Genomic DNA, 21,854 nt, shown 5'->3' with positions numbered 1-21,854 from the left:
CTGAGAACACATTGTAATATATGTTCTAATTAAAATCGATCATTATATACTTTTTTTACTTTTTTTGTTTTATTCGCTGCTTTTATGGAATAATAGCGTCTAAGTAAATAGAGGGTCCAAATTATCTAGTAAATAGGAGGTAAACTATTGAAGAAAAAAATTGCACTACTCTTAGCCGCATCCTCTATGATGGGTGCATTGTTTATTGGGGATTCTATTATTAGGAATGATGTCGCTTTAGCTGATCCTATTGTTAGTCCTCAAGCAGTTAGTCCTTCTGATACAGATTTAATTTCTATGTGGATGGTTGATGATTCTGGAGCTCGTATTTATACACCTGTTAGTGTTACTACAAACGTTCAAATAAATGCGACAACTTCTGGATCGAACTGGGTTGCCACTAGAAGGGAATTAGTTAGTTCCACACATAAGAATGCCTTTTTAGCTTATCCGAATGCAACATGGGGAGCAGGAACGTTAGAGCTTAGAGGGGGGAATGTCTCCCTACCGAAAAAAGGTGCATATATAGGTCATACTGAACTTAGATATTCGGGTAAATACAATGACGCTCGACAGACATATAGCTCTACATCTGCTCCTGCAGCTGGTTCTACTGTATTCTATGGAGGATTTGGATCTTTTCAACTTGATAACACGGCTTGGGTTAATTTCAACTGGTAAGGAGGAGTATAAATGAAAAAGAATAATAAGTTGATCGTATCTTTAGGAATTTTATTAGCAGGTGTCTTTACGTTTGGGGCTTTATCATCTTCTGCAATTGATCCTCTTACTTCAGATCTTAATCGAATCAAAATTAATACTGAAATTAATAATAAAGCCGAGGAAAAGGTATTGGTACAGGTCGGGAACCAAGAAATTACGAATACGGATGTTTTAAACTATAAAGAGTATAATCGTACTTCCCAATCAAATTTTACTGATTCCGAAGTTCTTGAACACATGATTAAAGAAGAGTTGTTCTTGCAATTAGCTGAGAAAGAGGGGGTATCAGCAACTTTAGATGAAGGAAGACAGGAAGCCAAAAAAATGAAAGATTTATTAAGTCAACAGCCTATAGAAGTACAGGAAACTCATAAAAAGTTTATTGCTGCTGATGGAGTTACTGAAGATGAGCACTGGAAAAAAGTCGCACCACCTCTTTATCAGGAACTCTTATCAAAGCAAAACCTAGCCGAAAAGTTACTGAATGATCAAGTAGTTCTTTTAAAGGAATCTTCCGATATTGCTTTAGTCTTAAACCAATATAAAGAACAATTGTATAAATCGTCACTTTCAGATGGTACAGTCAAAATAATGGATAAAAGCATAGATCTGAATGAATAGAAGCTGGAGTTTTTTCTCACTCTCACTTTTTAATACCAGAACTCAAAAGATCAATAATACAGCAAGGCAGCCGTCTTGATATATGCTCCCCCTACGGTAGACAGGTTAAAAAATAAACCTTTCTGCAAGGGGGAGCTTTTCATGTCTAGAGGAAAATATAACGCTCTAGAGAAACTCGTTATTCTTGAAGAGGTCTCTAGTACCATACGGAGAGAATCCAGATACCTGTCCAGTTTATGCTATTAATAAGTGGTTAGAAGCAGCCAATATATCAGAAGGAGCTGTATTTAGATCCATTAATAGGCATGGGCAAGATCCCATGAATGGAATAACGAAGTAGGATACAATGTAGATGTTGATTCGTTAAAAACTTATAATATCAAATTAACCCCGTTTAAAGAATGGGCACAGAAATATAAAGACAAGATTAATATCGGTTAGTACCCTACTGGAAAACACAATAACACGAAAAATCCTCATCATAAAACAAAAAGATGAGGATTTTTATTATACGGTTTAATATATTATGTTTTGTTATTTGGGACAGTACTAAGCTCCCTCGAAATGATTTGATTACCTCACCCAGGCTCATGAATTCGCAGGATTTCTCCTTAGTCAAATTGAGAAAAATGAAAGAATAGGAGAAGCATGTAGCCGAGGCGACGTAAAAGGGCATGCGGAAACAAAGGTATTTACCTAATACCCATAACATTCCATATATGCGCACGTCTCAACTTCGCCTTAGCAATTCTCACTCCCAAGTCTAACGGTAAAACGTTAGTTCAAAAACAGAATGGAGCGGTTTGCCACTGGGCACCTACTCCATTCTGTAAGCTAACGGGGTTATGATTAGTTAAAAATAATTGGGGATTAATGTGTAGTTTAGGCCTGGAATTGAATATAATACTATACATTGATATATTCATAAGTGTAACAAAATATATGCGGTTTATCGTACAGAGGCGAATTGATTTGATCCTGAAAAGGTGATGATTGATTCGTTTTTGTTTTATCGGGAAAACAGACCTGTTAAACCTGTTTCGTTACAGCAAAGTTTAGACCACATTTTTATTCTCATGTGGTTTTTGACGTTAAAAATGTGTCTTTTCAGGTTAGGATTGTGAAGATATCAGAAATTTGAAAGCAGTCGTTTGTTGGACTAAGGAGAATATCTAGTTTCCATCCAAGATATTAGTATTAAGTAGTAAGTATTTCAAAGTAAGTGCCTCAAATCTTAGTTATCCTTCGCATTTAAACTCGCAAACCCCGCGCATATAATATTCGCCCTTCACTTTTATGCTATCCTCAGTAATCCTCTCGATCACACCTCTTCCATAGAGCTTCTTATTAAAGTATATAAAGATGGGTTTAGCCTCCATCTTCGCCGTGTATAACTGGTCATCCGCAGTCAGTGTCTTCATAGAATGTCTGTTTTGCAATATCATCGTGCTCCTTTTATGAAATTTTTGGGATGATTTAGACATAATAGTGCACTATCCCTGTTTAATTATTTTTACATTTCTTGTTAATTATATCGTCTGATTAACCGATATTTTTAATAGATGTAAAAATAATACATAAAAGGAGTCAGTAAGAAAGATGAAATTGAAAAGAGTAACTGTTTTGCTATCCGCATTTTTATTACTCAGTAGTTCGGTGGCTTTCGCAGCTAACACGCAAACGGTCAAGGCGACGGTTTCGAATCTCAAGTACACGCTTAATGGGAAAAACTGGACCGCTAAAACCACTGCAAAGCCAGTTGTCATTAACGGTACGACATACTTGCCGGTTGGTGTAGTAAAGGAAGCGACGAAAACAAACATTACCGTGGATTCGAAGACTGGCAAGATTAATATCGGGGAGAAGGGCGCAAAGACACCGTTCCAACAAGTAAGTTTTGATTATGATGACTTCAGTAATACAAGAAATAAGAGTCATACAAATATCGAGGGCAAAGAATACAAAGAAGTGCTGTATACCAAATTTACTGCTTTTGCTCATGATTACTCCACACCAGATAAGAAATATCAAACTTTGCATCTAGATCTATTTGCTCCAAAAGAAACGGTCGAAGTAACTGTATTCGAAGATTTAATCGATGATAGAAGTTTAGGGAATGTCTCTGTCGAACCAGGAAAGGTAACATCATTAGAAGTTAACGTAACAGATGTTAAAAAGATTATGATTAGCCTCAAGAACTTCGATAACGGTGAACATGAATTTGTAATTTTGCCAACCTCATATTACAAATAAAGTACATAATCATTGAGGTCATTTCTTAGTATAGGTGTATAACGCGTAAGGTCCTATTTTAGCGGCTTTTTTCATTGTAATCTTATGGTATAGCCAGTTAAGCGTGTAGAGATGAGTAAGGTTTGTAGGGGAGTTCAATCCGTACTCTTCGTTACAGTTTTTGCCGAATAATATCCAATATATTGAAGAAAAAGGACAATAGAGTTATAGTCTATACTGTAGAAAGGAAGTGTTAGTATTAATATCAAGAAGGTATTTGTGGCTATTTTATCTCTTGGGCTTATTATTGGACCAACGATAGGATCAACTGGCGTAGCAGAAGCAAAAGAAAAAGTAGTTACATATAAAAACTGCACAGAGCTGAATAAGGTGTATAAAGGCGGCGTAGCTCGTTCATCATCAACCAAAAATAAAGGTGGAAAAACAAAATATAAACCTCATGTTTCTAAAGCTCTATATGAAGCCAATATAAAAAGTGATAGAGACAAAGACGGTATAGCCTGCGAAAAATAAGTAGATTGATTAGTAATAGACTCTTCTCATGTTGAAGGGTCTATTTTATATTGCGGGTTAGCGTTGCAAAATCACTTATAAGCGGCCATGTCAATTTTTAACTTACCTTTTCTTGTGATTTATAGAATAATGACAGGTGCAATAAGTAATTTAAGTATGGGGGATTCTCTACGGGCACCACACGAAATCTAATAGGAGATGAAGAAGCACAGAATTTCCTTTGTGTAGCTGGTAGGGATGTTTTGGAAAGGTATAATTTTATAGAACGGGTGGAATCTTTGGAGACGGAAGTCCCAGAGGATCTACAGAGTGGTGTAATGTGTATCGGGGAGAATATTTACAAAGGTAAATCACAAAAAGCATACCTTAGTAATGATATTGAATTTAGAAATCTCCTCACATTGTTAATAGGACCCAGTAGGGCAGGGAAAAGTACATTAATCAGCAATTTATGTGTTGATGCTATTGAAAATGGAGAATGTTGCATAATTTTTGATTTCATCGAAACATGTCAGATGAGTGATGAGGTTGCAAAGTGTTTTCCCAAAGACAAGGTGTTAGAAATCAGATGTGACAATATAGAAGCTTTACAAGGCTTAGGCTATAACGAAGTGAATTCTGGTAATTCAGACACTCCATTTAAACAATATGAAAATGCAAAACGTCAAACCACTAACTTATTAACCTTGATAAATTCGATCAATGCTGACGACAGCCGATTAAGTCCTAAAATGGAACGATATTTAGAATCAGCTAGTTTAATCGCCTTTATCAACAATGGAAGTATCAAAGACGTGTTTGGAGTGCTCCAAAATCACAAAATACGTGGAAGATTCATACACAATGTTCCAAGGCATCAACTTGAGTTCTTGGAGGAGTATATTGAAAATCTACGTGAATTAGATGATTACAATAAGCAGGATATAGTTGAGGGAACTAAGACTAATCTAATCATAGGAATTCTTGATCGACTAAACGTACTAAAAAGAAATAGCTACACAGAACTAATGCTTAAAAAGGATACATCCAATAACATAGATTTTGTTGAAGAGATGCAGAAGAACCAATTGATTACGATCAAGCTCCCTCAACACATGTTCACTGTGGAGTCAGAAAAGGACACTATGGTCTTATACTTTCTCACGAAAGTATGGTTGGCAGCACAGATTAGAGCTGAACAAATAAAGGATAAATCGAAAAGAGTTAAGGTAAATATCGTTATCGATGAACTTTATCAGTGCAATCATTCTGAAAAGTTTCTTACCAGTAAACTGTCTCAAATGTCTAAATTTATACTCAAATCGATCATCAGTTGCCATTATCTCCTTCAACTCAAAATAATGAGAGATGAGCTCCGCAGTGCCAATGCATCTTATATTATTATCGCAGGTTCCGATAAGAAAAATTTCGATGAATTAAAAAGCGAATTACATCCTTTCACTGAAGAAGATTTGATGAATTTACCTCGTTATCATGCTCTGAATTACGTGAAGAATGTAAATGGCTATGCACGTTTTATAACTAAATTGCCTGGAGATGCCTCCAAAAGAAAAAGACCATCAACTGAATGATGGTCTACTCTTTATTCTTCTGATGCAGATATAATGTCCTTAATATAAATCCATTTCCAATCATCTTCTGCAGTTAAAAATTTAATTTCACGTTTATAAGTGTTTAAAGCAACTACTATACCTGTAATTTCTTTATCCTCGTATGGATCGAATAAGACAAGCTTTATTTTTTCTCTTCTATTATACGAACGCACAATTTCATACTCTATTCGTTGTATTTCCTGATCGTCTAAAGTTGGTTTAAATCTTGCTAATTTAGTGTTCGCCATTCTTATCCAGGCATCTCTGTGTTCAGGCAATATCATACGTGAGCTCTCAAACAATCCATTATCAAATAGTTTTTTCGCCATAATTAATACTCCGTCCAATAATCTATAGTTCCATGTGGAGATGTGTAAGTTCTTGGTCTATTGCTTTCATCTTCCCACTCTTTTAATAAGATAATATTCTCCAGTGTAGATTTATCTTCCCACAATATAAACTCCTCTGATTCAAGCAGAAGTAGCGCTTCTTTTATACGACTAGTACTCTGTCCTGTTTTAATCTCCAGCTCCCGTATAGTTGGAGTTCTTCCACGTTGGCTTATGTAGTTGTATAGAATCCTATGCACTTTCCGTTCATAGTCAGGTAACATGTTGCATCACTCCTATAAGAACATTTGTTTGCTTTGTTTATTATAACCAAACATCCGTTCCTATATCAATGTATTTTATTGCTATTTGATTTCAAATCGTTTTTTTGATAAATCACATCTTCCAAATGCTCACTTATGCTCCCTTATACTCCCGTTTCCTCACTCGTTATTATCATAAAACACGCATTTTATTCAATGAATAATTGAGCAGTGTCATATTTACAAACTAAAAAGACGGCACCGGTTATAGTAACGTCTTTTTGATAGATTAATATTTATTTATTATTATTTACTCTTTATGCTTATAAGCCCCTCCAGTACTTCCGTTCTGTTTTATTTCACCGTCTTCTTCTAATTTGTAAGCATATAATTTGTCAAGTTCATCTGAGAATTCAACAAAGGTTTCATAGCCGGAAGATTTCGGCATCTTTTTAGCTTCAATACTAGCTATATCGCTCTCAGAATAACCTTTGTCCTCAATCAAGTACTTCATTACTCTTTCCTCGTTATATGCGACAATTTCTGGATCACTCTTTGGTGGAGTATTAAGAGAGTACAGAGTAAAAACAACAAAACCAATTGCAATGCATACAAGACCAAAAATGGTCCATGCGCTAATTAATCCTAATTTTTTCAAATAAATTTCCCCTTCAGTTTTTTTATTAATAAAATATTAATCTTTTCCAATAAAAGTATACCAAAATTCATATTAATATAATATACTAATTTAATACAATGTAGAGGAGCAATTATTAATATGAAGAAAATTAAACTATTAACTGGATTTATGGTGTTTATTGTTTTGTTAGGCTCTTATGCACCGCAAAGTTTTGCAGATGAACTTCCAATCGGTAATTACGGATTTACACAAGAAGAAAATAATATGTATTCGCAATTTTACACACCTGAAGAAATTAAAGAGATGGAACAGCAGTTTAACTCTATAATGAAAGATATAGAAAGTAGAGGAGCAGTTGTCACTGCAGATGAATATATTAATGGTGGCTCTCGTGCAGGAAGCTATAATGGAATTGTAGCTCGTTCAGGTGATATCTTGGTAGCTAAGAAGAATGGAGGACCTAAACCTGCTAATTGGGTAGGACATGCAGCAATAGTTACTAATGCTGGATCAAGTATTACACATTTCCCAGGTGTAGGAATTGACCCTAAAGAAGAACCTTTGAAAGTATTCTTTGAACAGAATAGCGAAATTTATGTATTAAGACATAATGACTATAATGCCTCTATAGCTGCAGCTCAATGGGCAAATTGGTACATGGATAAATATCCAAAAGCAGAATACGATGTATTAAGTGGATACTTAGTTTTGGATCCAAATTACTGTTCTAAATTTGTATGGCAGGCTTATTATTTTGGAGCCGATACAACAATTTCACCAATGTTTGCTTGGAAACCTTTAGCACCGATGGAGTTAGTATTATCAGCTAGGGATACTGCCCAAATTACATACGTACCATAATATAAGTTTCATAAAAAGATGATACTGTTAAGAATACAGTTATCATCTTTTTATATTTTCTATCCTCTTATCTTTATTTTTTCTTAATTCAAATTTTTCGTTCTCAAGAAGGTATGTTGGAATTTGTCCCCTCTTGACACAACACTTAGCTTTGGTTTCTTACAAAATTCTCAGATGTTGCCTATCTGTAATAAGCTCTACTCCTTCAATCACTACACCATTCTTCACATCACTCAGCAGTTTCTTACTATCAATCTTAGGTTCTTGTGCAATCTTATATGTATCTGGAACTTTATTGCTATCTAAAACATTGATTGATGGAGGATTCTTCTGTAGTTTTACTTTAAACATTCCTGCATTTACCTTATCAATCTTATTCACTTCTAGGACGCTCTGAGTGTATGACTTAAGTCCATTATTTTTGTTCTCAAGATATTTACGTTTCTTTGCTAGTCGCTTTTCTTCTGCCTTAAATGCTTCGATATCTGATTTTTAGCAAGAATAGTTACTTTGTTTTACTAACGTGTTTAGTGTTTCTTATCCTTAGTGGATGCGGATCAACAACAATAACACCGGTAGACAATAGTAGCACTATTCCACAGACAACAGATCCAGCATTAAGTAAGGACGATAATAACTCTTCCAATAGTACTTCTTCAGATAAAGATTCATCAGAGACAGAAACAACAAAAGATGAAACAACGAAAGATGAAGAAAAAAAAGAGGAAACAACTACACAAGCAGCCAAACCTTCCACAGCTACTCCTACAGGTAAACTAACCGTTCATTACATAGATGTAGGGCAAGGTGCTTCTCAGCTTATACAGACACCAGGTGGTAAAACGATGCTGATCGATGGAGGAAATAATGATGATGAGCAGCGTATGGTTAGCTATCTAAAAAAACAAGGTGTATCGAGAGTCGATGTTCTCATTGGAACGCATCCCGATGCTGACCATGTTGGAGGACTTGATGCGGTAGTAGATGCTTTTGATATCGGTAAGATCTATATGCCAAAAGTGTCTTCCAACACAAAAACATTTGAATCCTTACTTACCTCAATTCAAAATAAAGGTCTTAAAGTTACGACAGCAAAAGCAGGTGTAACGATCGATTTAGATGATCAGCTTGATGTTAAGATGGTTGCTCCCGTTAAAAGCTATGATGATAAAAATGAAATGAGCGCAGTTGTTAAGCTTGCTTTTAGCAAAAACTCGTTTCTATTTACGGGAGATGCGGAGTCTGGAAGCGAAAGCGATATGATAAACAGCGGTGTGAATTTAAAATCAGATGTGCTATTAGTAGGCCATCACGGATCCAATTCATCGACCAGCCAGGCTTTTTTAAATGTGGTTAATCCTACGTATGCTGTCATTCAAGTAGGTGACAATAGTTATGGCCATCCGACGGATAACATTTTAAAGAGACTTCATAATAAGAATGTGAAAATTTATCGTAACGATCTGCAGGGAACGATTGTATTTACGTCCGATGGAACGACCATTAAGCCATCTGTTAGTGAATGGAAATATACTACATCGGTGAAAGATAAAGAAACAAACAGTCAAAAATCAGATACCACTTCAACTAAAAAGGAACCTGCAGCAACGACGAGTAATAAGGACACTGCAGTAACAAAGACGGAAACAAACACGAATGTTTATTATAAGAACTGTACCGAAGTAAGAGAAGCTGGGAAGGCACCGCTTTACGAAGGTGATCCTGGTTATAGCACGAAACTCGATCGAGATAAAGACGGTATCGCTTGTGAAAGATAAGAAGGAGGCAGGTACATTTGAGGGGAATCGTTGATCGGTTTGAAGGTGACTTTGCGGTAATTGAAATCGATGGCCAGACACATGATGTTCCTATGTCTGCTGTTGATGCTTCTGTGAGTTCGGGGGATGTCGTTACTTTAGTAGAGGGAGTATGGAAGCCAGATCATACGGAAACAGAGGATCGTAAGAAGCAGATTAAGAAGCTTATGGACGATGTTTGGGAAGATTGATTGGTAATTTATTTCTACATGTATAGTTTGCTTATAAAAACCCGATTTCGTTTGTAGAAGTCGGGTTTATTTTATTTCATAGTATTTGGACTAAACCCTTGGATACGCTTGTCATCTTCAGTTCGTTTCCTAAGTAGGAGGGTTACAGGCTCTGGATTAAACTAGTATTCCCTAAGCTGAATGAAGCTATGTTTTTGTTTTACGTCACACTGGCCATCTACTTCTTCTAATCTTTCATTTTTATCATTTTGATTATCTAGTTGGCAGACTTATAATTGAATTAAAATGTAAAATATGAGATAATATGACAAATGATAAGGGGATAGGTCGAATAATAAGGACTTAAAGGTATATCAATATGCTGGTCTAAAGGAGTTTTGGACACAAACCATGTAGAGGGACAACAGTAATCCTATTAAGATAAAAAGACATGTCTCTAAATTAATTCCTCAGCTATTTCATTAAGATCCGCTCGATATAATCAAATTTTTCAGTAACGGGTAACGATAGCTCCCAATAGAACAAGTAAGCATGTTGTTTGCTCATTGTTAAGTAGCAGGCTTTTATGTACTGAGTTACCTATAATGAAAAAAGAGAGGTGTTTTCTTGCATACTTTAGGGAATTTATTAGACAGTTTTATTGATGAATCCGTTTTTAAATTGAATGGGGTACAGATTGTGAATCAGTATCCTAATTTGGTGGACATTGTTGCAAATTATAAGAATGAACTGGCAAGTGCAGATAATAGTCAGCCATACCTTTTAAACAGCCATCATATGTTTGAAGAGACAATGTACTTTCCTCACTGTAACGGTGAATACACAGTGACGTGGGATATCAATAGAGCGAGGCACCTTATTAACCAAATGATACAAAATAGAAGATTGATTGCAAACGAAGTCAGCGTGGAAGAAGTATACCCTTACATTCAAAAAAATGAAATTACGGAAAGTTATTTACCTAATGCTTTAAAAAGCAATGAACCTATCATTTTAGTTTGGTATTCTCCAACTAGCCAAAAGCTAATTATTGATGGAAATCATAGAGTTGCTGCAAGATACCGGCAGGATCCAAAAACTAAAATTCAAGTTTATGGGCCATTCTCACATTACGCTCATATTGATTTTATGTCGAATGATTTAAATCGTAAGCTCTTTGTTATTCATCATAATATGCAAATGATATTCAACTACATGAAGGGAGATATGACAAAGAGGGAACTATTTTCAGGGGAAATAGGGTTATTCAACGGAACTGAAGATTTAAATTGGATGAAAGGTTATTTTACTCCCTTGTTAATGAATCATTGAAGTAGTCAACCATCGTAAAGCTGATGAGTTCTAGTACACAGGTGCACCTAAATCATGGGGGCACCTTTTTTCTATTTGGGCTGCTTGGTTTAAACCAAGCCTCAGTGAAGAGCAGTTTCCCGGATCTTAAATGAGCTTTTAGCTTCAGCAAAGAGGGATAGATTGTGTTTCAGCTGAGGTGCTTATACGAAGTGGTGAAAAGAGTCAAATAGAAGAGATTTAGACATTAGGGCTGATGCTACCAGCTCTAAGGCGGCAAGATCGGCCACCTAAGAGCCGCTACGCACCGCTGCGGGGTTACTTGGGCCGATAACTAAAGCGCCTAATCGGTGTAAAGCATTCCGGTTAAGGCGCTCTATGTTCCTGTCCCTCGCTTTACACCCCGCACGAGCTTAAGGACCAAGGGCGTTTTTATGGGAAATCAGGGATGGCATGGCTGCATCATGTCCGCTCCGCGCAGCTTCGCTCCCATCAAGCAGCTCATGCATAAAAAATAGCATCATGATTCCGCTTCGCTTCATCATCATGCAAGGGATTAGTAAGCATAATCAAGGAAGGGAAGGAGAGAACCGGCATACGCCGGTTCTTTTCATAGAGGGATTATGAAAAACCACTTGTAGTTCTATTTATATAAACCACTTGTGGTTATGCAAATAAAACTACTCTTTTAAAAGGAAGGAACATTTGTGTAAATGTCTCGACCGAAACAAAGACACAAAAACCACAAGTAGTTTTATATTGAAAACTACTTGTGGTTTCCGGGGATCGGGGATACCTTCAGTTTCTGCAGGAACAGCGATCCTATTGCAACGGGGCTTCTTATATGGTTTTAAGTTTTTTTCTTGGACCAACTTAACAAATTTACTACAATTCTTCTCAGTAATTAATTTTCATCTTGATAACTAAGAATATCTCCGGGTTGGCAATCTAGAGCTTTACAAAGAGCTTCTAAAGTTGATAGTCGAATCGCTTTCGCCTTCCCATTTTTTAATATAGATAGGTTAGCCATGGTTATTCCAACTCTCTCCGAAAGTTCCGTTACACTCATTTTCCTTTTGGCCAACATCACATCAATATGAACTATAATTGCCATATCATCACCTCAGACTGTTAAATCATTTTCTGATTTTATATCTACTGCATCTTTTAATAGTTTTTGAAGAACAGCAGCAAACACTGAAACCACTATTGAAGCAAAAATAATAATTAATCCGATCAGAACGACACCTGGAGCGTCATCTTTATCACCTAAAAGAAAAAAGAATGGAAATCCCATAATATACAAGATACTGATAGAGATTGCACAGTATTTTATTTTCTTTAAAGCTTTCACTGAAATAATGGAAAAGGCTTCATTCTTGTCAATATATCTTAGAAGTTGTAACGTCTGATACAACGCAATAAAATAAGGGATCGCTGAGATATACATAATGCTTACGATGGGATATAGCATATGGGCATACTCTGGGTTTGCGGGATTATTGACTAACCAAGGCAAGCCAATCAGACAGAAGGCGAGCACTGGAGATCCGATAAGAAGCACTGCCATTTTGAGAATTAGTGTTGTTCCAAATTTCATATAAAAGACTCCTCATAATGTATTATCAATGTTAATATACCAGCTTATTTATCGTATTACAATAAAAATATATCGTTATTCGTTTGTTATGATTGTATTTGTATTTGTAAGACTTTTTTCTACAGTGAAAAGTAATGAATAGGGATATATCATATACCTTTTTAAAAAGATACGATTATAATAAAACTGATCAGTAGGAGGTTAGAAAGTAAAGGAGCGTATACATAATGGCTAAAGACATAATGACTGAAGGAAAAATAACACAAATGTTAGAGTGGTCCTACGAAAAAGCTATCAATGGTTTACCAGGTACAGATACAGTTGAAGAGCTGGCCGAGAATTATTTGAAAAAGTATAGCTCAAGCGATAAAGCAATTGATGCTTTAATCCGCTGGCAAAATACTAAAGGTGTAACAAGTGGGTTTTTAACTGGTTTAGGTGGTCTTGTTACTCTTCCCGTAGCTATACCGGCTAATATTGCTTCAGTAATGTTTGTTCAAATACGAATGATAGCGGCCATTGCTTATATGCGAGGATATGATCCTAAAGAAGATGAGGTAAAAACGTTGGTTTTTGTTTGCCTTACAGGACAAGCCGCTGCAGATATTTTAAAGCAGGCTGGTATAAAAACAGGAAATATTTTAGCAAGGCAAGCAATTAAAAAAATTCCAAACGAAGTGATAAAGGCGATAAACAAAAAAGTAGGAGCTAGATTACTAACCAAGTTTGGGGAAAAAGGCGTTATCAATTTAGGCAAAGCTGTTCCGGTGTTAGGCGGTATAATCGGAGGAGCGGTAGACGGAATCGGCACAAATATTATTGGGAAAACGGCTAAAAATACATTTACCCAGTTCTAGAAATTACTTTGAATTGATGTATATATTGATGTATATATCGTTCCCTTGGAAAGTTAAAGCATTGATCTGGTTGAAGATCGTACATATTAGTTTCAAAACGTGGGTGCACCTGAATAATGGGTGCATCTTTTTTTCTTTCATTTGGTTGCAACCAAATGAAAGGATAAATTAAAAGGATTATTTGGAGTAATGGGCTTTTATCTTCTGCAGGGTAATCGATTGTGTGGTAGCTGGTGGTACTTATTAAGTAAAGAAGAGTGAAAGGTAGAACGCTCGTGCTGATGCTACCAGCTCTAAGGCGGCAAGATCGGCCACCTAAGAGCCGCTACGCACCGCTGCGGGGTTACTTGGTCCGATAACAAGAGCGCCTAACCGGGAAAGAAAGCATCCCGGATAAGGCGCTCTATGTTCCTGTCCCTCGCTTTACACCCCGCACGGAGCTTAAGGACCAAGGGCGCTTTGATGGGAAATCAGGGATGGCATGGCTGCATCATGTCCGCTCCGCGTTGCTTTGCTCCCATCAAGCAGCTCATGCATAAAAAATAGCATCATGATTCCGCTTTGCTTCATCATCATGCAAGGGATTACTTAGCATAAACGGAGAAGGAAAGGAGAGAACCGGCAAGGCATCCGCCGGTTCTTTTTTTGGGAGAGCAACAGATTAATTTTATTGACTCAGACAATAAAAAGGACTATTATGAATTTATTGACTCAGACAATATTTTTGAAAAACTGATTGTTTGAGTTATAAAAGAGAATCGTATAGGGGGATTTAGTTATGAAGAAATTTTTGAAAATCACCGCAATTATTTTTGGTGTACTTATTGCAATTGGTATTATTGGTTCCATGGGCGAAGACGATGCATCTACTGCAGGAGATCAAGCTTCAAACGAGACAGTCACAACAGTAATTGATAAGAATAGCAACAGTACAAATGAAACAAAAAAAGAAGATGTAAAAACATATCAAATTAGCGATACGGTGAAAACAGGTAATTTAGCATATAAAGTAACGAATGTAACAGCTACCAATGAACTGAAATCAGATAATCAATTTATCGAATCTGCGACAACCTCAGGCCAGTTTATCGTTATAGATCTTGAAGTATCTAACAATGACAGCAAAACAAGAATGATAGATAGCAGTATGTTTAAGATGTATGACGATCAAAATAGAGAATTTGAGCCGTCGAGTGATACGGAAGTAATCATGGTTGTAGAGGGAGCAATGGACTTTTTCCTTCAAGATATTAATCCAGGATTATCAAAAACAGGACAACTCGTATTCGAGTTACCTTCGGACTCCAGTAGTTATACACTTCAAGTATCAAGTGGCTATGGATGGGCCGGCGGAGATTATGAAAGCATTAAATTAAAGTAAAGATTTATTCAGGGACAGAGATTAAATCTCTGTTCCTTTTTTAAACCTTCCTTTGGAAACACTCCCTCATTGAAAACTAACGTCATAACAGATAAAATGAAATCTATTGACTAGGACAATAAGGACGGGGGTGAGGATTTGAATGGTCTCGAGTACATACTTAATCTATACAATATGCAGCATATTGAGTTAGCCGATAAACTTGGTATTAAGAAACAAAATATCAATATGTGGATTAAAGGAAAACAGAATGTACCGAAAAAGTATCTTCCCGTCCTCGAAGAGTTATTTCATATTCCAGCAAGCTATTTTCAAAAAGAGTTAACAGATCTCGATAAACTGGAAATCCAAAAGGAAAAACTTAAGCAAGAACTTAAGCCGGTTATTGAGACTCATGAGACACAGTTTAGTTTAGATGAAGAGTCGGAATATCTTATCGACGTTCCTATCTATGACAAAGAAGAGATCAATGCGATCGAGCGATCCATCGACAAAGCAAAGCTGGTTGCCCGTTTCAAAGCAGCAATTGAGGTTGCCGATGATAATCCTTATATCGAAGTTTTTGCACTTGTCGTGAAACTTCTTGAAAAATCGCAACATGAGGCCATTCTTCATAGAACGATAGAAGGATTAGCACATTACCTTGAGGTGCTGCCTGATTTTATTGACAGTGACGAATCACAGTCCGAGTTTGAAAGTGAGCTTTTTGAAGTTCTTGATGATTATAACTACTAATAGAAAATGAATCGGGGGAAACAAACATCATGTCTACAACTGCGAATGTAGGATTTGAAGAAACACTATGGAAAGCAGCCGATAAACTGCGGGGAAGTATGGATTCAGGTGAATATAAACACGTTGTATTAGGACTCATCTTCTTAAAATACATCTCAGATAAATTTGAAACGAAATACAACGAGCTGGTAGAAGAAGGCGATGGTTTTGAAGAAGATATCGATGAGTATACCGTGGAAAACATCTTCTGGGTACCTGCCGAATCCCGCTGGGACTACATTAAAGATCATGCTAAAGACGTAAAAATCGGACAAATCATTGACGATGCGATGATTTTAATCGAAAAAGAAAACCCTGTACTAAAGGGAGTTTTAGATAAACGTTATGCTAGACCTGAAATAGATAAGCGCCGCTTAGGAGAACTCATTGATTTAATTTCTACTATTAAATTGCACAGTAGCGGCGAGAAAGATTTACTTGGCCGTGTATATGAATATTTCTTAGGAAAATTTGCAAGTGCAGAAGGAAAGGGCGGCGGTGAGTTCTATACGCCGACAAGTATAGTTAAAACACTAGTTGAACTGATCGAACCATATAAAGGGCGTATTTATGACCCGGCATGTGGGAGCGGTGGGATGTTCATTCAAAGTGAAAAGTTCGTCACTGAACACCAAGGGAAACTTAACGATCTATCGATTTACGGGCAAGAATTAAATTCGACAACTTGGAAATTGTGCCGTATGAACCTTGCTATTCGGGGATTAGACGGAAATTTAGGTGAACATCACGCGGATACATTCCATGATGATTTACATCGTACATTAAAAGCGGATTATATTTTAGCAAATCCTCCTTTTAACATCAGTGATTGGGGCGGCAGCAGTTTAACTGACGATGTCCGCTGGAAATACGGCACGCCGCCAGAAGGTAATGCTAACTATGCTTGGCTGCAGCATATGGTCTATCACCTGGCACCAAATGGAGTCGCTGGAATTGTATTAGCCAACGGTTCACTAAGCTCTAATACGTCAAACGAAGGTGAAATCCGTAAAAACCTGATTAATTCTGATCTAGTCGATTGTATTGTATCATTACCAGGAAGCTTATTCTATTCGACTTCTATTCCAGTATGTCTGTGGATCTTAAATAGAAATAAGAAACAACATGGAAAGTTCCGCAATCGTGAAAATGAAATTCTCTTTATTGATGGCCGTAACCTCGGAACGATGGTCGATCGTCGTCACCGTGAGTTAAGTGATGATGATATTAATAAAATTGCGGATGTGTATCACAATTGGCGAAATGAAGATGGAATGTATGAAGATGTGCAAGGGTTCTGTAAGGCAGCGAAATTAGAAGAAGTACGTGAACATGATTATGTTTTAACACCTGGACGCTATGTAGGGATTGAAGAAGTCGAAGATGATGGTATCCCGTTTGAAGAAAAAATGGAGAAACTGACCAGTGAGATTGGTAAATTATTTGAAGAATCACGCCGCCTAGAGGATGAGATTAAGAAAAACCTAGGAGGTATTGGGTATGATTTCTAATGGCTGGAAGGAAGTTTCATTAGAAGATGTAGTTGATGCACTAGGAGATGGATTACATGGGACTCCTAAATATAAGGAAGAAGGAGATTACTATTTTATAAACGGTAACAACCTGGATGGAAATATTCTTATTAGTGAAAAGACGAAGAAAGTAGGGCATGAAGAATTTCTGAAATATAAGAAAGATTTAAATGACAGAACTATCCTTGTATCTATAAATGGAACATTAGGAAAAGTTGCAGTTTATAATGGAGAAAAAGTAGTTTTAGGAAAAAGCGCCTGTTACTTTAACGTTAAAAAAAATTACAGTAAACAATTTGTTAAATATGTAATGTACAGCAAGGGATTTAAAGATTACTTAAATACTCATTCTACAGGTACAACTATAAAAAATATGGGCTTAAAGCAAATGCGGGCATTTAAATTTCATATTCCACAATTGCATGAACAAAAAGCGATAGCCAACATTCTTTCATCCCTCGATGAAAAAATTGAAGTCAACAATCAAATTAATAAAAAACTAGAAGAAATGGCGCAGGCCGTTTTCAAACAATGGTTTGTTGATTTTGAGTTTCCAAATGAAGAAGGAATGCCATATAAATCTAGCGGCGGAGCAATGGTTGAAAGTGAACTTGGGATGATCCCTGAGGGCTGGGAAGTTGGAGTAATTAATGATATAGGCATTGTTACTGGTGGCGGAACCCCTTCAAAAAAAAGAGAAGATTATTATACAGATAAAGGCATACCTTGGATTACGCCTAAGGATTTATCTATTAATAAAAATAGATATATAAATAATGGTGTAACTGATATTACTGAAGAAGGACTGAAAAACAGTAGTGCAAAATTGATGCCAGAAGGAACTGTACTATTTAGTTCAAGAGCTCCAATTGGGTATATGGCGATAGCTGGGAATCCTCTTTCTACTAACCAAGGATTTAAATCTGTAATCCCATATTCCGAGTATGGAACAGAGTTTGTCTATCAATTATTATCAATTAATAAAAACATTATAGAAAATCATGCTTCAGGTTCAACCTTTAAAGAGATATCGGGAGGAGTACTGAAACAAATTAAAATATTGTTACCTAGCAAGGAGTTAATTGCTAAATTTAATTCTGTATCGGAAAGTTTTGGTTTGACAATTAAAAACCATGAAGAACAAATTTCTAAATTAACTATGATTCGAGATACTCTTCTACCAAAGCTCATGTCAGGAGAAATCCGTGTTCCGATAGATAAAGAATAGTTTTTGCATCAGAAAGGGGGAAGCAATATGAGTCTTTTAGAGAACTTCACTGAAGATTTGTTAGAACAAGCGGTCATCGAAATCCTGCAAGAGATGGAGTATGAGTATGTGTTTGGTCCGGAAATCGGTCATGATGGGGAATACCCAGAGCGGGAAGATTACCGCGAAGTGATTTTAAATCAGCGCCTTCGGGATGCTCTCTTTACACTCAATCGTCATTTACCAGAGGATGCACTAGAAGATGCATATCGTCAGATTATTTCGTTTAGTAGTCCTTCCTTACAAGAGAATAATAAACAATTTCATAAGCTTTTAGTTGAAGGCATTGATGTAAGCTTTCATCAAGACGGACAGATTAAAACAGAAAAAGCGATGGTGCTAGATTTTGATCAGCCAGAGCGAAACAGCTTTGTCGCCGTCAATCAGTTTACGATTGTTGAAAAAGAAGAACGAAGACCCGATGTGCTTATCTTTGTGAATGGTCTTCCGCTTGTGGTTATTGAACTAAAATCAGCTTCGGATGAAAATGTAGGCATTGAACAAGCCTATAACCAGATTCAGACCTATAAAAATGATATCCCTTCTCTATTCCGTTACAATGCGTTTAGCATCATCTCGGATGGCATTAATGCCAAAGCAGGAACCATCACTTCAAATGAAGAGCGTTTTATGAACTGGAGAACAGTGGATGGAATCAACATCGAACCTTTAGAGGTTCCTCAGTATGAAGTAGCGATCCGCGGTATGCTAGATAAAAAACGTTTAGTCGATATCATTCAAAATTTTATCCTCTTCCAAGAATCAAAAGAAGCTATTCATGACGAGAATGGGAACAAAATCGGTGACAACAAGACCATTATTAAAATCATGGCAGCCTACCATCAGTACTTTGCAGTTAAAAAAGCAGTAGAAAGCACGAAACAAGCTACCGCAGAGCAAGGGGACCGGAAAATTGGGGTCGTATGGCATACCCAAGGGTCTGGGAAAAGTTATTCCATGGTATTTTATACGGCATCTCTAGTAAACGAATTAAATAATCCTACGATTGTCGTCATTACGGATAGAAATGACTTGGATGAACAATTATATACAACGTTTGCGAAATCTGAAGATATTTTACGTCAAACTCCTAAACAAGCTCATATTCGTAAGCTAACCGAAGAACAAAAGAAACAGCAGGCAAAAGATCATTCAAAAGAACTAAATGGATTATATGATCTCTTAAATGACCGAGAGTCGGGCGGTATTATTTTTACAACGATTCAAAAGTTCAAACCGGAAGATGGAGAAATGCCTGTTTTAACGGATCGCCGCAATGTCATTATCATCGCAGATGAAGCGCACCGAAGCCAGTATGGACTGGAAGCATCCACGGATAAAAAAACAGGTGAAGTGAAATATGGGTATGCAAAATACTTGCGTGATGCCCTGCCGAATGCTTCCTTTATCGGTTTTACCGGTACACCTATTGAGTTTGAGGATAAATCAACACCAGCTGTATTTGGTCATTATATTGATGTGTACGATATGACGAGAGCAGTAGAAGATGAAGCAACGGTCAAGATATTCTATGAAAACCGCATCATTAAACTAGATACAGATGAAGAAGAATGGAAAAAGCTAGATGATGAATTTGAAGAAATCACAGAAGGCCAAGAAGATTACGATCGGGAAAAGTATAAATCCAAATGGTCTCGTATGGAAGCCATTGTAGGAGCACCCAATCGTGTGAAGCGACTAGCAAGAGATATTGTAGAGCATTACGAGGAAAAATCAAAAACGATTGCTGGTAAAGCCATGGTTGTATGTATGAGCCGTAAAATCTGTGTTGCTCTATATAATGAAATTATTAAAATACGTCCAGAGTGGCATAGTGATGATCTTGAAAAAGGTGTCATTAAAATCGTTATGACTGGCTCCGCTGGTGATGAAGAGTATTTACAAAAGCACATTGGCGGGAAGCATCGCCGTGATACCCTTGCAAGAAGAATGAAGGACACAAGTGATGAACTGCAAATCGTGATTGTTCGTGATATGTGGTTAACTGGATTCGACGTGCCTTCCATGCACACAATGTACATCGACAAGCCGATGAAAGGCCATAACTTGATGCAGGCTATCGCACGTGTTAACCGTGTCTTTAAAGACAAACCTGGCGGTGTCGTTGTTGACTATATCGGGATTCTTGAAAACTTAAAAAAAGCGTTAAAGCAGTATACCGATAGCGACAGAGCCAATACAGCGATTGACACGAATGCAGCCATTGCAGTTATGTACGAAAAACTAGAAGTGCTGCGCAGTATGTTCCATACATACGATTATTCGGCTTACATGGGTACATCCCAGGTGGGGAGAATCCGGGCGATTACTGGAGGAATGAACTTCGTGCTGGGATTAGACGAGAAAGAGCAGAAGGATTTCAAACAGTTTGCCATAGAGGCAGCAAAAGCTCATTCACTATGCGCAGCTACGGAAGAAGGAAAGAAAACTGCACTGGAAATTAGTTATTTTAAAGCTGTAAAAGCGAGTCTTTCTAAGCTGGGGGAAAAAGGAGCGAAAAAGAAATCCAAGAAGGAAATTGAAGCCAGGGTTAATCAAATGCTCGAACGTTCGATCATTTCGGAAGATGTCATTGATGTGTTTGACAGTCTTGGGATTCAGCGCCCTGATGTCTCGATCCTCTCAGAAGAGTTTTTGGAAGAAGTGCGTCATCTTCAGCATAAAAACTTAGCTGTAGAAATGCTGCGTAAATTGCTTGAAGGCAATCTGAAAGTAATGGAGAAAAGCAATCTCGTGAAATCAGAGAAATTCTCGGAAAAACTGAAGAAAGCGATCAATAAATATCGCAATCAGGCCATTACGAATGCGGAAGTAATTGAAGAACTAATTAGAATGGCACATGAAATCAAACAGGCGAAGAAAGAAGAACAAGCCTTAGGACTAAATAGTGATGAAATTGCATTCTATACGGCACTAACATCCGATGAAATTGTTAAACAAATGATGGGTGATGAAACATTAAAAAAAATCGCCCAGGAACTAACGACTGCGATCCGAAACAATATTACCATTGACTGGAGCGTACGCAAAAGTGCACAAGCAGGGATGCGCCGCATCATCAAGCGATTGTTGAAGGAATATGATTATCCACCAAAGCAAGCAAAAGAAGCACTGGAAGTTGTTATGAAGCAGGCGGAATTAATGTGTGAAAACATGTGAGGAAGGGCCTTTAGCTTCTGCAGGAGGATGAAAGGTGTTGCAGTTGAAAATACTTATACAAGGCAAGAAAAGTTTTTGTATTGACATTTTATAGCGGTAATATGGGTTAGAAAAACTAAACTTATCGATAAAATTTTATCTGTATTTACATGAAGTTAGGGATATTACAA

General features: G+C 37.0%; 23 protein-coding genes. 15 read left to right on the top strand and 8 right to left on the bottom strand.

What is annotated here, in order from left to right; translation table 11 throughout:
- The first annotated feature begins 147 nt into the window (after positions 1 to 147).
- Positions 148 to 681 carry a hypothetical protein gene (locus tag PV403_RS21995; protein WP_160037119.1) on the top strand — a complete coding sequence of 178 codons (534 nt, stop codon included), beginning with the start codon at positions 148 to 150 and terminating at the stop codon, positions 679 to 681.
- Between the two features lie 12 nt (positions 682 to 693).
- Positions 694 to 1,344, top strand: a complete 651-nt coding sequence (locus PV403_RS21990; protein WP_160037118.1) for a hypothetical protein — start codon at positions 694 to 696, stop codon at positions 1,342 to 1,344.
- Between the two features lie 1,238 nt (positions 1,345 to 2,582).
- Here PV403_RS21990 and PV403_RS21985 read toward each other — a convergent pair.
- Positions 2,583 to 2,783 carry a hypothetical protein gene (locus PV403_RS21985; RefSeq protein WP_160037117.1) on the bottom strand — a complete coding sequence of 67 codons (201 nt, stop codon included), beginning with the start codon at positions 2,781 to 2,783 and terminating at the stop codon, positions 2,583 to 2,585.
- Between the two features lie 160 nt (positions 2,784 to 2,943).
- On the opposite strand from PV403_RS21985, the gene PV403_RS21980 reads away from it, so the two are divergent.
- The 3 genes from PV403_RS21980 to PV403_RS21970 all read left to right on the top strand — a co-directional run bounded on the left by PV403_RS21980 (position 2,944) and on the right by PV403_RS21970 (position 5,681).
- The gene (locus PV403_RS21980; RefSeq protein WP_160037116.1) at positions 2,944 to 3,597 is read left to right on the top strand and encodes a stalk domain-containing protein; all 654 of its coding nucleotides are present in this window, start codon (positions 2,944 to 2,946) and stop codon (positions 3,595 to 3,597) included.
- A gap of 243 nt (positions 3,598 to 3,840) precedes the next feature.
- The gene (locus PV403_RS21975) at positions 3,841 to 4,110 is read left to right on the top strand and encodes an excalibur calcium-binding domain-containing protein (protein WP_160037127.1); all 270 of its coding nucleotides are present in this window, start codon (positions 3,841 to 3,843) and stop codon (positions 4,108 to 4,110) included.
- Between the two features lie 278 nt (positions 4,111 to 4,388).
- The gene (locus tag PV403_RS21970) at positions 4,389 to 5,681 is read left to right on the top strand and encodes a hypothetical protein (RefSeq protein WP_160037115.1); all 1,293 of its coding nucleotides are present in this window, start codon (positions 4,389 to 4,391) and stop codon (positions 5,679 to 5,681) included.
- Positions 5,682 to 5,692: 11 nt separating this feature from the next.
- On the opposite strand, the gene PV403_RS21965 is transcribed toward PV403_RS21970, so the two are convergent.
- The 3 genes from PV403_RS21965 to PV403_RS21955 all read right to left on the bottom strand — a co-directional run bounded on the left by PV403_RS21965 (position 5,693) and on the right by PV403_RS21955 (position 6,952).
- Positions 5,693 to 6,031: a YolD-like family protein gene (locus tag PV403_RS21965; RefSeq protein ID WP_160037114.1), complete on the bottom strand. Its 339-nt coding sequence runs from the start codon at positions 6,029 to 6,031 to the stop codon at positions 5,693 to 5,695.
- A 2-nt stretch (positions 6,032 to 6,033) separates the two neighbouring features.
- The gene (locus PV403_RS21960; RefSeq protein WP_201450770.1) at positions 6,034 to 6,315 is read right to left on the bottom strand and encodes a hypothetical protein; all 282 of its coding nucleotides are present in this window, start codon (positions 6,313 to 6,315) and stop codon (positions 6,034 to 6,036) included.
- A 289-nt stretch (positions 6,316 to 6,604) separates the two neighbouring features.
- Positions 6,605 to 6,952, bottom strand: coding sequence for a DUF3139 domain-containing protein (locus tag PV403_RS21955; protein WP_160037113.1), 348 nt, complete (start codon positions 6,950 to 6,952; stop codon positions 6,605 to 6,607).
- 120 nt (positions 6,953 to 7,072) lie between these two features.
- Here PV403_RS21955 and PV403_RS21950 point away from each other — a divergent pair, with 120 nt between their 5' ends.
- The gene (locus PV403_RS21950) at positions 7,073 to 7,795 is read left to right on the top strand and encodes a hypothetical protein (RefSeq protein ID WP_191805021.1); all 723 of its coding nucleotides are present in this window, start codon (positions 7,073 to 7,075) and stop codon (positions 7,793 to 7,795) included.
- 159 nt (positions 7,796 to 7,954) lie between these two features.
- Here PV403_RS21950 and PV403_RS21945 read toward each other — a convergent pair whose 3' ends face one another.
- The gene (locus PV403_RS21945) at positions 7,955 to 8,278 is read right to left on the bottom strand and encodes a siphovirus Gp157 family protein (protein WP_160037205.1); all 324 of its coding nucleotides are present in this window, start codon (positions 8,276 to 8,278) and stop codon (positions 7,955 to 7,957) included.
- Positions 8,279 to 8,325: 47 nt separating this feature from the next.
- On the opposite strand from PV403_RS21945, the gene PV403_RS21940 reads away from it, so the two are divergent.
- From PV403_RS21940 to PV403_RS21930, 3 genes are all read left to right on the top strand, one after another.
- On the top strand, positions 8,326 to 9,573 hold the full coding sequence (locus tag PV403_RS21940; RefSeq protein WP_249717592.1) for an MBL fold metallo-hydrolase: 1,248 nt from the start codon (positions 8,326 to 8,328) through the stop codon (positions 9,571 to 9,573).
- 17 nt (positions 9,574 to 9,590) lie between these two features.
- Positions 9,591 to 9,803, top strand: coding sequence for a DUF3006 domain-containing protein (locus PV403_RS21935; RefSeq protein WP_213534498.1), 213 nt, complete (start codon positions 9,591 to 9,593; stop codon positions 9,801 to 9,803).
- Positions 9,804 to 10,409: 606 nt separating this feature from the next.
- The gene (locus PV403_RS21930; protein WP_332085989.1) at positions 10,410 to 11,114 is read left to right on the top strand and encodes a hypothetical protein; all 705 of its coding nucleotides are present in this window, start codon (positions 10,410 to 10,412) and stop codon (positions 11,112 to 11,114) included.
- An 883-nt stretch (positions 11,115 to 11,997) separates the two neighbouring features.
- Here PV403_RS21930 and PV403_RS21925 read toward each other — a convergent pair.
- Complete coding sequence (locus tag PV403_RS21925; protein ID WP_332085988.1) at positions 11,998 to 12,207, bottom strand: helix-turn-helix domain-containing protein; 210 nt, start codon at positions 12,205 to 12,207, stop codon at positions 11,998 to 12,000.
- Between the two features lie 9 nt (positions 12,208 to 12,216).
- The gene (locus PV403_RS21920) at positions 12,217 to 12,693 is read right to left on the bottom strand and encodes a DUF2975 domain-containing protein (protein WP_332085987.1); all 477 of its coding nucleotides are present in this window, start codon (positions 12,691 to 12,693) and stop codon (positions 12,217 to 12,219) included.
- 227 nt (positions 12,694 to 12,920) lie between these two features.
- On the opposite strand from PV403_RS21920, the gene PV403_RS21915 reads away from it, so the two are divergent.
- Positions 12,921 to 13,550, top strand: a complete 630-nt coding sequence (locus PV403_RS21915; RefSeq protein ID WP_332085986.1) for an EcsC family protein — start codon at positions 12,921 to 12,923, stop codon at positions 13,548 to 13,550.
- Positions 13,551 to 13,991: 441 nt separating this feature from the next.
- Here PV403_RS21915 and PV403_RS21910 read toward each other — a convergent pair whose 3' ends face one another.
- Positions 13,992 to 14,126 (bottom strand): hypothetical protein, encoded by a 135-nt coding sequence (locus PV403_RS21910; protein WP_332085985.1) that lies wholly within the window; start codon positions 14,124 to 14,126, stop codon positions 13,992 to 13,994.
- 202 nt (positions 14,127 to 14,328) lie between these two features.
- Here PV403_RS21910 and PV403_RS21905 point away from each other — a divergent pair, with 202 nt between their 5' ends.
- The 5 genes from PV403_RS21905 to PV403_RS21885 all read left to right on the top strand — a co-directional run bounded on the left by PV403_RS21905 (position 14,329) and on the right by PV403_RS21885 (position 21,684).
- Positions 14,329 to 14,931, top strand: a complete 603-nt coding sequence (locus tag PV403_RS21905; RefSeq protein WP_332085984.1) for a DUF4352 domain-containing protein — start codon at positions 14,329 to 14,331, stop codon at positions 14,929 to 14,931.
- Positions 14,932 to 15,069: 138 nt separating this feature from the next.
- Positions 15,070 to 15,666 carry a helix-turn-helix domain-containing protein gene (locus PV403_RS21900; RefSeq protein WP_332085983.1) on the top strand — a complete coding sequence of 199 codons (597 nt, stop codon included), beginning with the start codon at positions 15,070 to 15,072 and terminating at the stop codon, positions 15,664 to 15,666.
- Positions 15,667 to 15,695: 29 nt separating this feature from the next.
- Positions 15,696 to 17,216, top strand: a complete 1,521-nt coding sequence (locus PV403_RS21895) for a class I SAM-dependent DNA methyltransferase (protein ID WP_332085982.1) — start codon at positions 15,696 to 15,698, stop codon at positions 17,214 to 17,216.
- Positions 17,206 to 18,465, top strand: coding sequence for a restriction endonuclease subunit S (locus PV403_RS21890; protein WP_332085981.1), 1,260 nt, complete (start codon positions 17,206 to 17,208; stop codon positions 18,463 to 18,465). The genes PV403_RS21895 and PV403_RS21890 overlap by 11 nt, the downstream gene beginning before the upstream one ends.
- 27 nt (positions 18,466 to 18,492) lie before the next feature.
- Positions 18,493 to 21,684: a type I restriction endonuclease subunit R gene (locus PV403_RS21885; RefSeq protein ID WP_332085980.1), complete on the top strand. Its 3,192-nt coding sequence runs from the start codon at positions 18,493 to 18,495 to the stop codon at positions 21,682 to 21,684.
- Positions 21,685 to 21,854: the final 170 nt, after the last annotated feature.

The sequence above is a fragment of the Paenibacillus sp. GYB006 genome (assembly GCF_036577645.1).
In the GTDB taxonomy this organism is placed as follows: domain Bacteria; phylum Bacillota; class Bacilli; order Paenibacillales; family Paenibacillaceae; genus Paenibacillus.
Note: the sequence above shows the minus strand (reverse complement) of the source record. Positions and strands in the feature narration are given on the sequence as shown.